This window comes from Streptomyces sp. NPDC090077, assembly GCF_044747545.1.
In the GTDB taxonomy this organism is placed as follows: domain Bacteria; phylum Actinomycetota; class Actinomycetes; order Streptomycetales; family Streptomycetaceae; genus Streptomyces.
Genome location: NZ_JBIVEG010000040.1, coordinates 1 through 14,569 on the forward strand (window position 1 = coordinate 1; position 14,569 = coordinate 14,569).

At 74.3% G+C, this 14,569-nt stretch carries 10 protein-coding genes; 4 read left to right on the forward strand and 6 right to left on the reverse strand.

Annotated features, from left to right (window positions below; genetic code table 11):
- Window positions 1–225: 225 nt before the first annotated feature.
- Window positions 226–435, reverse strand: a complete 210-nt coding sequence (locus ACIPW5_RS36080) for a hypothetical protein (RefSeq protein ID WP_401254529.1) — start codon at window positions 433–435, stop codon at window positions 226–228.
- 196 nt (window positions 436–631) lie between these two features.
- Between ACIPW5_RS36080 and ACIPW5_RS36085 the strand changes: the two genes are divergently transcribed.
- A complete protein-coding gene (locus tag ACIPW5_RS36085; protein ID WP_401254532.1) occupies window positions 632–1,756 on the forward strand; it encodes a DUF5937 family protein in 1,125 nt (374 codons plus the stop codon).
- Between the two features lie 171 nt (window positions 1,757–1,927).
- The gene (locus ACIPW5_RS36090) at window positions 1,928–3,478 is read left to right on the forward strand and encodes a M28 family metallopeptidase (RefSeq protein WP_401254535.1); all 1,551 of its coding nucleotides are present in this window, start codon (window positions 1,928–1,930) and stop codon (window positions 3,476–3,478) included.
- Window positions 3,479–3,554: 76 nt separating this feature from the next.
- Here ACIPW5_RS36090 and ACIPW5_RS36095 read toward each other — a convergent pair whose 3' ends face one another.
- On the reverse strand, window positions 3,555–4,547 hold the full coding sequence (locus tag ACIPW5_RS36095) for an SAM-dependent methyltransferase (RefSeq protein WP_401254538.1): 993 nt from the start codon (window positions 4,545–4,547) through the stop codon (window positions 3,555–3,557).
- 107 nt (window positions 4,548–4,654) lie between these two features.
- On the opposite strand from ACIPW5_RS36095, the gene ACIPW5_RS36100 reads away from it, so the two are divergent.
- Both ACIPW5_RS36100 and ACIPW5_RS36105 read left to right on the forward strand, forming a co-directional pair.
- Window positions 4,655–5,857: a sensor histidine kinase gene (locus ACIPW5_RS36100; RefSeq protein WP_401254541.1), complete on the forward strand. Its 1,203-nt coding sequence runs from the start codon at window positions 4,655–4,657 to the stop codon at window positions 5,855–5,857.
- A gap of 55 nt (window positions 5,858–5,912) precedes the next feature.
- The gene (locus ACIPW5_RS36105) at window positions 5,913–6,590 is read left to right on the forward strand and encodes a response regulator (protein WP_401254544.1); all 678 of its coding nucleotides are present in this window, start codon (window positions 5,913–5,915) and stop codon (window positions 6,588–6,590) included.
- 25 nt (window positions 6,591–6,615) lie between these two features.
- On the opposite strand, the gene ACIPW5_RS36110 is transcribed toward ACIPW5_RS36105, so the two are convergent.
- The 4 genes from ACIPW5_RS36110 to eccD are packed head-to-tail and all read right to left on the reverse strand — an operon-like array spanning window position 6,616 to window position 14,548.
- Window positions 6,616–8,028, reverse strand: a complete 1,413-nt coding sequence (locus tag ACIPW5_RS36110; RefSeq protein ID WP_401254547.1) for a DUF6177 family protein — start codon at window positions 8,026–8,028, stop codon at window positions 6,616–6,618.
- 4 nt (window positions 8,029–8,032) lie between these two features.
- Window positions 8,033–12,043, reverse strand: coding sequence for a type VII secretion protein EccCb (gene eccCb, locus ACIPW5_RS36115; protein ID WP_401254550.1), 4,011 nt, complete (start codon window positions 12,041–12,043; stop codon window positions 8,033–8,035).
- Window positions 12,040–13,191 (reverse strand): MinD/ParA family protein, encoded by a 1,152-nt coding sequence (locus ACIPW5_RS36120; protein WP_401254553.1) that lies wholly within the window; start codon window positions 13,189–13,191, stop codon window positions 12,040–12,042. Before ACIPW5_RS36120 ends, eccCb begins: the two co-directional genes overlap by 4 nt.
- A gap of 16 nt (window positions 13,192–13,207) precedes the next feature.
- A complete protein-coding gene (gene eccD, locus ACIPW5_RS36125) occupies window positions 13,208–14,548 on the reverse strand; it encodes a type VII secretion integral membrane protein EccD (RefSeq protein ID WP_401254676.1) in 1,341 nt (446 codons plus the stop codon).
- Window positions 14,549–14,569: the final 21 nt, after the last annotated feature.

The following is a 14,569-nucleotide window of genomic DNA, read 5'->3' on the forward strand; positions in this document are numbered from 1 at the left end:
ATCGCGTAGCGACGCGACCGAAGGGAGCGCCCTTGACAGGCCGGCACGAACCGGAAGGACGATGGGACTGACGGGAAGCCCCCAACCCTCCCTGAGACCGCCCGAGGGGGTACCGCCCCCGGACGTCGGCCCGCACCCGGGAGGCGGGTGGGCAGGCGCCGATCGGCCGGTGGGGGTCGAGGGGGAGATGGCGGGCCCGCGCCGCAAGCCGCGTACCCCGCCCCCTCAGCACGCCCGGGGCCGGTGGAGGTGGCGGGTCAGGGCGTGGAGCCAGGGGTGGGTGGCCGGGCGGCCGTCGAGGACGGCGGTGAACTGGGCTTCGGTGCGGAGGGAGCGCAGGGTGGCGAGGTCGTCGCGGCCCGGGGGCGGGGGCGGCGGGGTGCCGTGCTGGGCCGCGCGGTAGGTGTCTATGAGGTACTGCTCGATGGCTGTCATGCATCCACCCTCACCCCGTTGGGCGCGGCGCGCTCGCCGATTGACGTTCCCCGTCAATCGAAGCCCCCCACCTGCGGTGATGCTCCGCCGGAGCCCTCACGACCCCTCGTGCGGGCGCACGTCCACCCGAACCCGCCGTGGCGTCCGCGTCACCCCGCGTCACCCCGCGTCGCGCCGGGAAATGGACAATGGGGCGATGAGCGTCACCATCGACATCGCCGGGCTCCCCGCGGAGCGGATCGGTTTCGCGCCGTCACCCCTCGCCGAGCTCTGCATGACCCTGCACGCGCTCGCGCAGCCGGCCCACCACCCGGGGCTCCAGTCCTGGACGAGGGCCACCACAGCCTCGCTCGACCCCGGTCTCGCCGACCGGCTCCTCGAGGCCGATTTCATGTGGCGCAGTTCGTTCTCGGACATCTTCATGGCCTTCGCCGGGATCCCCGGCGGTACCGGCCGGCCGGGGGCGACGCTGGCCGAGGAGCTGGACGTGCTCGACCGGCTGGACGACGAGCGGTTCGTGATGGCGGCGCTGGAGCACTGCTGGCTGGCGCTCTACAACGAGGGCGGCGGGCCGCATCCGTTGAAGGACGCGGGGGCGCGGGCGAAGGCGTTGGAGGCGGCGGCGGCGCGCGGGCCGCGGCAGCTGGAGTTCTCGGTCCGGCTGCTGGACGATCCGGCGGGGGTGCGCGTGTGGATGCGGCGGCTGCTGGAGGACTGTGACGAGGCCTTCTTCGCGGAGACCTGGCGGCGCATAGAGCCCCGGCAGACGGCGGACGCCCGGCACAAGACGGAGGTGCTGCGGCACAAGGGGCTGCGGGCGGTGCTGCGCGAGGTGTCGTCGGCGCTGAGCGTCGACGAGGCGCTGACGCTGATCACCGCCGACAAGATGGTCAACGGCCAGGCCACGGCCACCGATCCGCAGGTCGGGCCGGGGCTGCTGTTCGTGCCGACGAACTTCGGCTGGCCGCACCTGCTGGTGCTGCACGCGCCGGGCTGGCGGCCGGTGGTGCACTATCCGCTGGACTCGCCGGAGCTGGCCTCCGAGCCGGGTTCGGTGGAGCTGCTCCAGCGGCGGATGGAGGCGCTGGCGCACCCGATGCGGATGATGCTGTGCCGCAGTCTGGCGCGCGCCCCGTACACGACCACCGAGCTGGCGCGCGTCTACGGGATATCCGCGCCGGAGGTGTCCCGGCACCTGGCCGTGCTGAAGAAGGCGGGGCTGATGCACACCCGGCGTCAGGGGCGTTATGTGCAGCACCAGTTGGATCTGTCCGTGGTCGCACGGATAGGTTCCGATTTCATCGAGGGAATCCTGCGCTGAGCGGATCCGCCCGCCCACCGGACGGTGGCTGATTTTCGCCCCTCCCCAGAGGTACCGATATCCGGATTTCACAAACCGGAAGCAGTGAAAAGTCTGGCGACGGGCGCCTCTTGGTGTCTAACGTGCGTCCACCACACCCCCTCAGGCGCTTCCTGCTGTGAAAGGACCTTCATGCCCTCTCGCCGTATAGCCACCGCGACCGCCGCACTCGCGGCCGTGGCCCTCGTCTCCCCGCTGCTGCTCGCCGGCCCCGCCGGAGCCACGAGTCCGCAGAGCGACGCCGCCCGGGGTGACGCGCTGGCCAGGAAGCTGGTCAAGGACTCGACGGGCAAGGGCGCCAACAACCACCTCAAGGTCTTCCAGTCGATCGCCGACTACAACAACGGCAACCGCGTGGCCGGCTCCAAGGGCCACCTCCAGTCGGCGCAGTACGTCGAGGCCGTGCTGAAGGGCGCCGGCTACCAGGTCTCCCGCCACGAGTTCGACTTCGTGTACGTCGAGACCATCTCCGAGACGCTGAAGGTCAACGGCGCGGCCGGCCGTGACGTGCCCCTGAAGCTGATGACGTACACGGCCAGCGGCCCGGAGGGCGGCGTCACCGCGCCCCTCGCCGTCGCCCCCGTGGACGCCGACGGCACCAACGGCTGCGAGCCCACGGACTTCGCGGCCGGCGCCTTCACCGGCAAGATCGCGCTCGTCAAGCGCGGCGGCTGCACCTTCGCCACGAAGCAGGCGAACGCGGCGGCGGCCGGCGCCGTCGGCGCGGTCATCTACAACAACACCGCGGGCTCCCTCAACGGCACCCTCGGCGACGCGAACGCCGGCAAGGTCCCCACCGGCGGCATCTCCCAGGAGGACGGCGAGAAGCTCGCCGCCGAGGCGGCCGCCGGTCCCGTCTCGCTCACCCTGGACGTCCGCGAGCTGCGCGAGAACCGCAAGACGTACAACGTCATCGCGGAGACCAAGGGCGGCGACGCGGACAACACCGTCTTCCTCGGCGCGCACCTGGACTCGGTCGCGGCCGGTCCGGGCATCAACGACAACGGCTCCGGCTCGGCGGGCATCCTCCAGGTCGCGCAGCGCCTCGCGAGCGAGCAGAAGAAGATCAAGAACAAGGTGAAGTTCGCCTGGTGGTCGGCGGAGGAGTTCGGCCTCCTCGGCTCGGAGGCGTACGTGGCCTCGCTGACGCCCGAGCAGAAGAAGCAGATCAAGCTCTACCTGAACTTCGACATGATCGCCTCGCCGAACGCCGCCTACTTCGTCTACGACGGCGACGACTCGGACAAGGTCGGCTCGGGCCCCGGCCCGGAGGGTTCGGCGCAGCTGGAGCGGCAGATCACCGACTTCCTCGACGCGCAGAAGATCCCGCACGAGGGCAGTGACTTCACCGGCCGCTCGGACTACGGCCCGTTCATCGAGGCCGGCATCCCCTCCGGTGGTACGGACACGGGCGCCGAGGGCATCAAGACCGCCGCGCAGGCCGCGAAGTTCGGCGGTCAGGCGGGCGTCGCCTACGACCCGAACTACCACGGCAAGGGCGACGACATCAACAACATCGACCAGAAGGCGCTCGACATCAACGTCGACGTCATCGCGAACGCGGTCGGCCACTACGCCTGGGACCTGGCCCCGCTGACGCAGCCGGTCACCCCGAAGCCGTCCACCGGCTCCGGCAACGGCGGCGGTCTGCGCCCGGGCCACGACCACGACGTCACCGAGTAAGCACGGGCAGCACACACGAGGGGCCGGCATCCCGCACGGGACGCCGGCCCCTCGGCCGTGACCGGGGAGAGCCGCCCTAGGGGGTGCCCGGCCAGGGCCCCGTGCCGACCGGCTGGACCAGCCAGCCGAAGTCGCCCAGGCCCCCGCGCGCGGTGAGTTCCGCCGCCTCGCCCGCCGCCGACAGCGCGCGGACGTAGCCCGCCGGATCGGTGGAGGCCAGGGCCAGCGGCGGCCGGCCGCCCGAGACGCCGAGGGCGGTCAGGGCGGCGCGCTGGGTGAGCAGGCCGGCGCCCGGTCCCGCGCAGGCGTCGAGCGCGACGTGCGCGGTGACGTCGCAGCCGCCGTCGGGGACGGGTGCGGTCTCGCGGCCTTCGCGGAAGCCGGTGAGGGTGCCGTACGGGGGGCGGGCTTCGCGGGTGTGCGCGTAGTCCACGGCCACCGCGAGGCCCCGCTCCAGGGTGGCGACGGCCGCCGCCCAGGCCTCGTCGCGGGCCCGGCCGATCTCCGCCCGGCCGCCGCCGGGCTCCGCCGCGCCGGGCCACCACCGCTCCAGCCAGGCCCGGTCGGCGTCCTCCAGGGGCCCGCCGGGGGTCTCCGTACCGTCGGGGGCGACCAGGACGTACCGGCCGTCCTCGGCGATCTCCAGCGGTACGTTGTCCAGCCATTCGTTCGCGAACAGCAGCCCCGTCGCCCCCCGGGGCGGCTCGGCCACCCAGCGGATGCGGGGGTCCAGCCCCTCGGGCTCCGCCGCGCGCTCGACCGCGTACGGGCGCACCCGCGCGGCCGTCTCCGCGGGCAGGGCGGCGAGGACCCCGGTCAGGAGTTCGCCCCGGCCGGCCCCCACGTCGACCAGGTCGAGCCGTCCGGGCCGGCCCAGCTCGCCGTCCACCCACTCCAGCAGCCGGGCCACGGCCCCCGCGTACAGGGCGGAGGCGTGCACGGAGGTCCGGAAGTGCCCGGCAGGCCCCGGCCCGCCCGGACGCACGTAGAAGCCGCCGGGCCCGTACAGCGCGGCCTCCATCGCGGCCCGCCACCGGACCGGTCCCCTGACCTCCACCTCAGCGCTCATCACCCACAGGTTAAGGCGACCCTCCACCTTGCGGAGTACTCCCCCGTCGCAGGGATCGCACCTGTGGTTGACTCCAGCACCTATTTCCTTTCCCTACTCTGGGTTACGTGCAGCGCCTCTACGACTTCATCCGCAGACACCCGACGGGCGTCGACAGCTTCTGGGCTGTCCTCTTCTTCGGGTTCTCGATGCTGAACGTCGCCGACCTCAACGGGGCCGACACCTCCCTCCGCATGGCCACGGTGCCCGCCGTGGCCGCGCTGACGGCCGCGCTCGCACTGCGCCGCAAGTGGACGCAGCAGATGTACTGGCTGACCGTGGGCGCGGGCGCCTACCAGCTGGCCATCGGGTCGCCCATACAGTTCTGCGACGTGGCGATGCTGGTCGTCCTGTTCACGGTGGCCGCCGCCGACGTGCCGCGCTGGGTGTCGCGCACCGCGCTGGCCTCCGGGCTGCTGGCCTCGCCGCTGTACTTCCTGCGCTTCGGCGTGGACAAGAACGCGAGCGGCACGGAGGAGGTCCTGTTCGTCCTCTTCATGATGGTGCCGTTCGCCCTCGCCTGGGTGATGGGCGACTCCCTGCGCACCCGCCGGGCCTACTACGCCCAGCTCGTGGAGCGCAACCAGCGGCTGGAGAAGGAGCGCGAGGCCCAGGCGAAGGTGGCGGTGGCCGCCGAGCGCGCCCGGATCGCCCGCGAGCTGCACGACGTCGTCGCCCACAACGTGTCGGTGATGGTGGTCCAGGCCGACGGGGCCGCGTACGTCATGGACGTGGCGCCCGAGCAGGCCAAGGAGGCCCTCCAGACCATCTCCGGGACCGGCCGCCAGGCGCTGGCCGAGATGCGCCGGCTGCTGGGCGTGCTGCGCACGGGCGAGCCGCAGGAGTCCGAGGACTACGTGCCGCAGCCCGACGTGGAGCAGATCGAGGTGCTGGTCGAGCAGGTCCGGGCGGCCGGGCTGACGGTCGACTTCGAGGTGGAGGGCGCGCCGCGCAAGCTGCCCAGCGGGGTGGAGCTGACCGCGTACCGGATCGTGCAGGAGGCGCTGACGAACACGCGCAAGCACGGGGGTCCCGACGCGCGGGCGAGCGTCCGGCTGGTCTACTTCGACGACGGGCTCGGCCTGCTGGTCGAGGACGACGGGCGGGGCGCGGCGCACGAACTGTACGAGGACGGCGGCGCGGACGGCGCCGGACACGGTCTGATCGGCATGCGGGAGCGGATCGGTATGGTCGGGGGGACCCTGGACGCGGGCCCGCGCCCCGGCGGGGGCTTCCGGATCAGTGCCCTGCTCCCGCTCAAGAAGAGTTAGCCCGCGACGGGACCGCCCGGCGGGACCGCTCAACAACAGGTAGAGGTAGTCACGGATGTCCATCCGAGTGATGCTGGTCGACGACCAGGTGCTGCTGCGCACCGGCTTCCGCATGGTGCTGGCCGCGCAGCCGGACATGGAGGTCGTCGCCGAGGCGGGCAACGGCCTGGAGGCGCTGGAGGTGCTGCGGGCCACTGCGGTCGACGTCGTCCTGATGGACGTGCGCATGCCCAAGCTCGACGGGGTGGAGGCGACGCGGCGGATCTGTGAGCCGGAGGAGCACCCGAAGGTGATCATCCTGACCACCTTCGACCTGGACGAGTACGCGTTCTCGGGCCTGAAGGCGGGCGCGAGCGGCTTCATGCTGAAGGACGTCCCGCCGGCGGAGCTGCTGGCCGCGATCCGGTCGGTGCACAGCGGCGACGCGGTGGTGGCCCCCTCGACGACGCGGCGGCTGCTGGACCGGTTCGCGCCGATGCTGCCGACGACGGCGGCGGAGCCGGAGAACAAGGAGATCGAGCGGCTGACGGACCGCGAGCGGGAGGTCATGCTGCTGGTGGCGCAGGGCCTGTCGAACGGGGAGATCGCGGCCCGGCTGGTGCTGTCGGAGGCGACGGTCAAGACGCACGTGGGCCGCATCCTGACGAAGCTGGACCTGCGCGACCGGGTGCAGGTGGTGGTGCTGGCGTACGAGACGGGCCTGGTGCGCGCCGGGGGCGGCGGCACGGGCTGACCCGCCCCGCCGCCCTCCGGGGCGGCTACGGCAGCGGCGGCACCGCCGTGCGCAGGTGGGTCAGGAGCACCGAGAGGGACTCCCAGGCCGCCGGGGCGGTGCCGTCGCCCAGCGGGTAGTGGAGTCCGGGCCTGCGCTGCGGGCCGATCTGGACGGGGGTCAGCTCCAGCGGGGGCCGCCGCGCCTGGGTCAGCGTCGCCTCGGCCACGCCGCGCCCGCCGAGGGTGAAGGACACCGGTACGGCCGGCACGGCCACCCGCGGGGTCAGGCTCAGGTCCCGGCGGCCGGGGCCGAGGGAGGCCAGCATGCTGATCAGGCCGTGCCCGGTGACCAGTTCCCCGGCCAGCTGCGCGAGCGCGCCCAGCGGCACCTCTTCGGCGGGCCCGTACCCGAGGGACAGGGTGATGTCCTCCTCGACGCCGGTGGCCGTGCGGGTCACCCGTACGGTGGCCAGTGCGGGCCGCTCCGGCGTTCCGACGGCGGTGACGAGGGTCGGCTCGGGTGCCCGGCTCCGGGCCAGGTCGGTGAGCTGGCGCGGCAACCAGGGCAGGTTCACCGGCTCGGCGGTGCCCCAGCCGGCGGGCGGGCCCCCGGTCAGGGTGCGCCAGGCGGCCTCCAGGGAGCGGCCGACCAGCAGGTCTTCCTCGGCGGGGTGTTCGGTGCGGAACTGCAGGGTCAGCCGGCGTTCCCCGGAGGCCTCGGCCCGCCGGAACGCGGGGGCGAGGGCGGGCCGGCCCGCTTCGTCCAGGGCGGGGGCGAAGGTGCCGTCCTGCCAGGACAGCACCGCGCCGGACAGGCCGTCGTAGTACCCGCAGGCGGGGTCCTGGACCACCCACCGGTTCGGTGCCCCGGCCAGCGCGAGCCGCAGCGGCAGGCTGAGCCGGCAGTGGTCGGGGGTGACGACGTGCAGGGCCGCGCCGAAGCCGGCGGTGGTGCGCAGGACGTCCGACAGCCAGGCCGTCAGCCCGATCACGGGCCGGTCGGCGAGGACCACGGCGGTGGATTCGGTGACCACGTCCACGGTCGGGAGCGCTCCGACGGGCGCGGGTGCCGCGGAGGCCTCGGAGGTGACGGGGACGACCGCGAGGTGGCCGGCGCCCTCGGGCCAGACGGCGCCGCCGAGGACCTCGGCGAGGCGGCCGGCGACGGCTCCGGCGAGGGGCGCCGCTTCGGGTACGGCGGTGGAGGCGCGGGTCTCGGTCCACCAGACGGGGGTGGCGCAGGGGGTTCCGAGGAGCCGTTCCACCTCGCCGGGGACCTGGACGAGCACGGGTGCCTCGACCGAGACCAGCGGCCGGCCGGCGGCGCCCAGCAGCTGGATGACGGCGCCGTCCCCGACGGCCTGGGCGTCGAGGTCCGCGCCGCCCGCCGTCAGGGCCACCATCAGGGCGGTGGTGTCGGGCATCTTGGCGGTGAGGGCGATGACGTCCTTGGTCACGGTGTCAGGGCGCTTCCTGGGTCGGGGAGTCGGCGAGGGCGGTCTGCACGATCTGGTGCGGGCGGCCGCGCCGGACCAGCGTGCCGCGGCCGGGCGGCTGGGTGCTCGCGTACAGCTGCGGGAACAGCTGGCCTTCGGAGCGTTCGCCGCTCATCACGAGGGTGGTGGTGCCGGATTCGCGCAGGGTGGTCAGCAGCGGCTCGTACAGGGCCCGGGAGGAGCCGGCGACGCGCCGGGCGATGACGAAGTGCAGGCCGATGTCCTGGGCGGAGGGCAGGTAGGGGACGAACGGCTGGAGCGGCTGCTGTCCGGCGGTGGTGAGGATGTCGTAGTCGTCGACGAGGACCACGATGCGCGGGCCGGCGAAGCCGGGGCCCTCGCCCGGTTCGGCGTCGGGGTCGATGCCGTCCTCGGGGAGCCGCTTGTCGAGTTCCTTGGCGATGCCCGCCGACAGGGCCCCGGCGATCTTCGCGTTGTGCGCGTAGCCGCCCCGGTAGGGCTCGGGGACCACGCCGCGCAGCCCGCGCCTCGGGTCGTAGACGGCGAAGACCAGTTCGTCGTCTCCGTAGCGGGCGATGAGCTGGCGGGCGACGAGGGCGAGCAGGTTGGTCTTGCCGCACTCGTTGTCGCCGAGGATCAGCAGGTGCTGGTCCTGGCCGAAGAGGTCGAGGAGGACCGGTGCGAGGACGTCCTGGTCGACGCCGACGGGGATCCGGTACGGCTCTTCGTCGGCGGTGGGCAGCCGGTCGGCCGGCAGTCGTGCGGGCAGGACCCGTACGGGGGAGGCGAGTTCGCCGTGCCAGGTGGCGCGGACGGTGCCGGCGGCCTCTTCCAGGGCGGCGGCCAGGTCGGTGTTGCCGGCCCGGGAGTCGATGCGGGGCAGGGCGGTCTGTGCGAACAGCTTGGCGTCGGTGAGGACGCGGCCGGGGGTGTCCGGGGAGATCGTCTCGGACAGTTTGCGGTCGATCGCCGAGTCGGAGGGGTCGCCGAGGCGGAGTTCGACGCGGCCGCCGAAGAGGGACTGGTTGGCGATCCGGACGTCGTTCCAGCGGAGCATGCCCGCGACGACGTGGATGCCGTAGCCGCCGCCCCGCTTGAGCAGGTCGGTGACGGCGTCGTCGAGTTCGGAGAACTCCTCGCGCAGGGCCCCGTAGCCGTCGACGAGGAGGACGATGTCGGTGGAGGCGAGTTCGGGCAGCCGGCCCTGGGAGCGGAGCCGGCGGAGCTGGTCGACGGAGTCGATGGAGTGCTCGCGGAACAGTTCCTCGCGGGCGGCGAGCATGGCGCGGACCTCGGCGACCGTGCGGGCGGCCCGTTCCCGGTCGGCCCGGCCGGCGATCCCGCCGACGTGCGGGAGCCCGGCGAGCGCGGCGAGGCCGCCCCCGGCGAGGTCGAGGCCGTAGACGGCGACCTCCTGCGGGGTGTGGGTCAGCGCGAGCGACAGGGCCAGGGTGCGCAGCAGGGTGGTCTTGCCGGACTGGGGTCCGCCGGTGACGGCGGTGTGCCCGCCGGCGACGGTCAGGTCCAGTTCCCAGGGGCCGCGCCACTGGCGGGCCGGGTCGTCGAGGACGCCGAGGGGCACCCTGAGCGGGGGTCGCGGGCCGGTGCCCAGCCGGAGTCCGCTCCCGGTGACGGCCAGGGGTCCGGCGGCGGCGTCCAGGGGGGTCGCGGCGGGCAGCGGCGGCAGCCAGATGCGGCGGACGGGCGGGGCGGCGTCGGCGAGCTGGCCGACGATGACGGAGAGCACGCTGGGCCCGGTCTCGCGGGCGGTGGCGGTGGGCTTCTCCTCGGCGGGCTCGGCCGGGCCGGTGCTGTCCTGGAGGGTGTTGAAGACGGGGTAGGGCAGGGCGAGCGGGCCGCGTTCGGTGTCGTCGAGGGCGGCGGCGGGGCCCCGGTAGCGGCCGGAGACGTATCCGGCCTTGAAGCGGGTGTAGGTGGAGGTGTCCACCTTGAGGTAGCCGAAGCCGGGCAGGGGCGGCAGCTGGAAGGCGTCGGTGGTGTCGAGGACGGTGCGGGACTCGTCGGCGGAGAAGGTGCGCAGGCCGAGCCGGTACGACAGGTAGGTGTCCAGGCCCTTGAGCTTGCCGCCCTCGATGCGCTGGCTGGAGAGCAGCAGGTGCACGCCGATGGAGCGGCCGATGCGGCCGATGGACAGGAACAGGTCGATGAAGTCGGGCTTGGCGGTGAGGAGTTCGCCGAACTCGTCGATGACGACGAACAGGTGCGGCAGCGGCTCCAGTTCGGGCTTCTCGGCGCGGAGCACCGCGTAGTGGCCGATGTCGGCGACGTTCCCGGCGTCCTTGAGGACCTGCTGGCGGCGCTTGACCTCGCCGGCGAGGCTGGTGTGGACGCGTTCGACGAGCCCGGCCTGGTTCTCCAGGTTGGTGATGACGCCGGCGACGTGCGGGAGCTTCTCGAAGGGGGCGAAGGTCGCGCCGCCCTTGTAGTCGACGAGGACCATGGCGAGGTCCTCGGGCGAGTGGGTGGCGACGAGGGCGAGGACGAGCGTACGGAGCAGCTCGCTCTTGCCGGAGCCGGTCGCGCCGACGCACAGGCCGTGCGGGCCCATGCCGAGCTGCGAGGACTCCTTGAGGTCGAGGAGGACGGGGCCGTGCCGGTCGTCGATGCCGATGGGGACGCGCAGGAAGTCCCGCTCCCCGCGCGGTGCCCACATCCGCTTGACGTCGAGGGCGGCGGGGTCGTCGATGCCGAGGAGGCCCATGAAGTCGACGGGTCCGGAGACGGGGGTGCCCTCGGCGACGGATTCGGCGGACAGCCGCAGCGGGGCCAGCATGCGGGCCAGGCCCTCGGCGGTGGCCGGGCCGAGGGCGTCGCTGAGGCCCTCGGCGTCGGGGGCCTCGGGGGTGCGCAGGTCCCGGACGGTGACGTGGCTGCCGTCGACGGTGATCCGTATGGTCACCTCGTCGGGCTCGTGGACCTGCTCGGCGAGCAGGTGCAGCACGGTGGTGTTCATGTCGGCCAGGCCCACGGCGGTGTCGGGGCGGGGCAGTTCGACGGCGTTCTCGCCGTACTCGTCGCTGACGACGAGGAGCCGGCCGGCCAGCCGCAGGGCCCGCTTGTCGGAGAGGCCGCGGCGCACCTCCGCCGCGTACGAGGCCCTGCGGCGCAGGTCGGGGGCGAGGACCCCGGCGGCGAGCTGGGGCAGGCTGGGGGCGATGCGCCGGGCGGCGACGGGGCCGTCCTGTTCCTGCTGGTCGAGGACGTGGGGCAGCCACTTGGCCCACTCCCAGTCGCCGAGCCGGTCGCCGGGCACGCCGAGGGCGACGGCCACGTCGTCGGGGGCGTGCAGGACGGCGGTGTGGGTGAGCAGGGCGCGGGCGACGCGCAGCACGCCCTCGCGGTCGCCGACGATGCTGATGTTGCCGGCCCGGTCGAGGGGGACGGTCAGCGGGAAGTCGCTGGCGCGGCCGAAGCGGGCCATGAGCGCGCCGGCCTCGTTGAGCATGAACCGGTCGGGCGGGGTGAGGACGCCGCCGGCGCCCGCGGCGAGGGACAGCTCCTGCACGGCGACGGCGCCGGTGCCCAGGCGGGGGCGCAGGAAGTCGGGGTCGGTGCGGCGGCGCTCCCACAGGCGTGCGGGGTCGCGCACGAGGTCGTAGAGGGCTTCCGGGGGCGGGTTGAGGCGGCGGGCCTCGTCGCGCAGGGCCTTCTCGCGGGTGCCGAGCTCCTCGCGCTGCTCCTCCAGGTATTCGAGGTAGCGCTCGCGCTGGGCGCGGCGGGTGCGCTGGGCCTTGCCGCGCTGGGACCAGAAGAGGGCGATGGCGCCGATCAGTGCGAAGACCAGCACGATCGCGCCGACGGCGGCGAACTGGCTGTTGCGGATGACGGTCATCATCACGACCGAGCCCATGACGCCGGCCATCGGCAGCAGCGCGGTGGCCGGGCTGCCGATCTTGCCCTCGGGCAAGTTGGGCGGGGCTTCGACGGAGTGGGGCCGGGCGGGGGCCGGGGGCAGGGTGCCGCGGGCCGGGCGGTGGATCAGCTGCTGGGTCACCGGGCGGCACCGGAGGCGGGGAGGGCGACGGCCCGCTGGAGCACGTCGGCGGCGAGCCGCATGGCCGCCTCCCGGGTCTGGAAGCCGAGGAGTTCGGACCTGACGGCGCCGCCGGAGGCGAGGTGGCGGTCGTAGGGCAGGACGACGACCCCCGCGCCGGTGGCGCGCAGCTTCTCGGCGGCCCTGCCGAGGTCGACGGCGGGGTTCGGGGACTGGACGGTGAGCACGACCACGGTCCGGGGCAGCACGGGCACCGGGAGGGAGCCGAGCCAGTCCAGGACGGCGTGGGTGGAGACGAGCCCCTCGGCGGTGGCGGGGGCGGTGAGCACGCGGGCGTGGGCGGTGTCGAGGGCGGTGCGGGCGACCTCGCCGGGGAGGGTCTCGCAGTCGACGACGGTGACGCCGAAGTAGCGGCGCAGCGCGACCATCACGGTCCGGTAGGTGGCGACGTCGACCTGGGCGCCGATGCGGCCCTGGCTGCCGGGCAGCAGCCAGCCGCCGTCGGCGAGCGGGACGAGGTAGCCCGTGACGTCGGTGAGCTGCATGGAGGGGCGGAGGATCTGTGCGAGGTCCGCGCAGGTCCACCGCAGGGACGGCACGCCGAGCCGGACCGGGAGGGTGCCGAGGGCGGCGTCGGCCTCCAGGGTGAGCACCGGGTCGTGGCGGAAGTGGTTGTAGGTGCGGCTGAGGAGGGCGGTGACGGTGGTCTTGCCGGAGCCGCCGCGGATGCTGGTGACGACGATCTGGCGGCCGGTGGTGACGGGCTGCTGGACCTGGGTGGCGAGTTCCGTCTCGGCGGCGACGGCCTTGGCGACGGAGGAGCCGAGCGCTCCGCGCAGGGTGCGCAGGGTGCGGCGGGTCAGCGGGTCGCCGTGGCGGGGGCGGCCGGCGGGGGCGTCCGCGCCGGGGACCGGGACGGTCTCGGGCGCGCGGGCCTGCGCCGCCTGCGGGGCGTACGGCCGGGCGGGCGCCTGCTGCGGGGGTGCGGGGGCCGGCTGCTGCGGGAGGGGGGCGTGCGGCTGGACCGGCAGGGGCCCCTGGGGGGCGTGCTGCGGCTGCGGGGTACCGGTCTGCGGGGTACCGGTCAGATCGCCGAGGACCCCGGCCTGCCAGTCGTCACGCCGCTGGTTCATGCTCATGTCTGACATGTCTGAGTAGCAACCCTTAAGCGAAGGTGCCGAGCAGCCGCCCGTACACGCCGAACACCCCGATGAGCAGCGGGAACAGCACGATGACGCCGATCGACTCGGCGGTGTCCCCGACCCGGCGCAGCCGGACCCGGACGTGCTCGGGCGGCTGGACGGCGAGGACGCCGAGCGCCGCGAGGGCGAGCACCAGCAGGACCGCCAGCGGCCCGGCCGCACCGGACCGGCCGGCCCACACCAGCAGCGCCGCCACGGTGACGGCGGCCCCGGCCAGCAGCAGCGCGACGACCTCCGCGACGAGCGGGAACGCCCGCGCGCGCAGCCACAGCACGACGGCGACGGCCGAGGCGAGGGACACCGTCCAGACGTCGGGCTCCCGCAGGGCGACCACGCCGGCCGCGCCCGCCGAGACGGCGGTGGCGAGGGTGGCCAGCGCCATGCCCCGGTGGGTGGCGCCGAGGGCGGTGGCGACCTTGTACCGGCTGACCGAAGCCCCGAGCGCCCGCCGGTCGTCCAGGCCGGTCAGTCCGGCCGCCGCCAGCGCGAGGCGCGGCAGCAGCCCGAGCAGGACCACCGAGAACACGGCGAGGACGGCCCCGGTACGGGCGCCCGCCTGGCCCTGCGCCAGCGCGGTCGCCTCCCAGGCCACCGTCAGGCCCAGCACGGCGGCGGCGCCCACCAGCCCGCCCCGCCCGAGCGGCGTGAACCACCCCAGCAGCGCGAGCCCGACGGCCAGCGCACCCGCGACGGCGGCGAGCCGGCCCATGGCGCCCCAGCGCTGCGCGTCGCCCAGGGTCCACGCCCCGAGCACCCCGACCGCGGCGGCACAGGCCAGCAGCGCCGCCGCCAGCCCGGACCGCTTGAGCCGGCCGGCCAGCGCGCCGACGACCCCGCTCAGGGCGGCGGTCCCGAGCAGCACCCCGGCCACGGCACCCGGCGCGAACTCCCGCCGGGCGAACCAGCCGGCGACCAGCGCCCACAGCACGAGCCCCGCACCGGCGGTGACCCGCCGCGCGGAGGGACGCCAGCGCCAGGCGCGTACGTCCAGGTCCTCGGCGGCCTCGTCGGTGACGTCGTGCACCACGGGCGCGGACGGCACGTCCTGGACCCGCACGAGCCTCAGTACGGCCCCGTCGGCGATGCCGGCGTCCTCCAGGGAGACGCCGTGCTCGATCACGGACCCGTCGGCGGTGACCAGATGACGCAGCATCGGCTGCGCGGCCACCCGGTCGTCCAGCATCCGTATGACGTCGGGCAGCAGCCGCCCGACGGGCTCCCGGGAGGGCAGTACGAGATCCATCCGCCGCCGCTCACCGACCAGGGTGACCCGGCTCAAGGCCGTACCGCTCACTGCCCCCATGCTCACCACGCGCTCGAACCT

Coding starts and splice junctions, on each gene's coding strand:
- ACIPW5_RS36080 (WP_401254529.1), bottom strand. CDS start 435: ATGACAGCCATCGAGCAGTACCTCATAGACACCTACCGCGCGGCCCAG.
- ACIPW5_RS36085 (WP_401254532.1), top strand. CDS start 632: ATGAGCGTCACCATCGACATCGCCGGGCTCCCCGCGGAGCGGATCGGT.
- ACIPW5_RS36090 (WP_401254535.1), top strand. CDS start 1,928: ATGCCCTCTCGCCGTATAGCCACCGCGACCGCCGCACTCGCGGCCGTG.
- ACIPW5_RS36095 (WP_401254538.1), bottom strand. CDS start 4,547: ATGAGCGCTGAGGTGGAGGTCAGGGGACCGGTCCGGTGGCGGGCCGCG.
- ACIPW5_RS36105 (WP_401254544.1), top strand. CDS start 5,913: ATGTCCATCCGAGTGATGCTGGTCGACGACCAGGTGCTGCTGCGCACC.
- ACIPW5_RS36120 (WP_401254553.1), bottom strand. CDS start 13,191: ATGTCAGACATGAGCATGAACCAGCGGCGTGACGACTGGCAGGCCGGG.
- eccD (WP_401254676.1), bottom strand. CDS start 14,548: ATGGGGGCAGTGAGCGGTACGGCCTTGAGCCGGGTCACCCTGGTCGGT.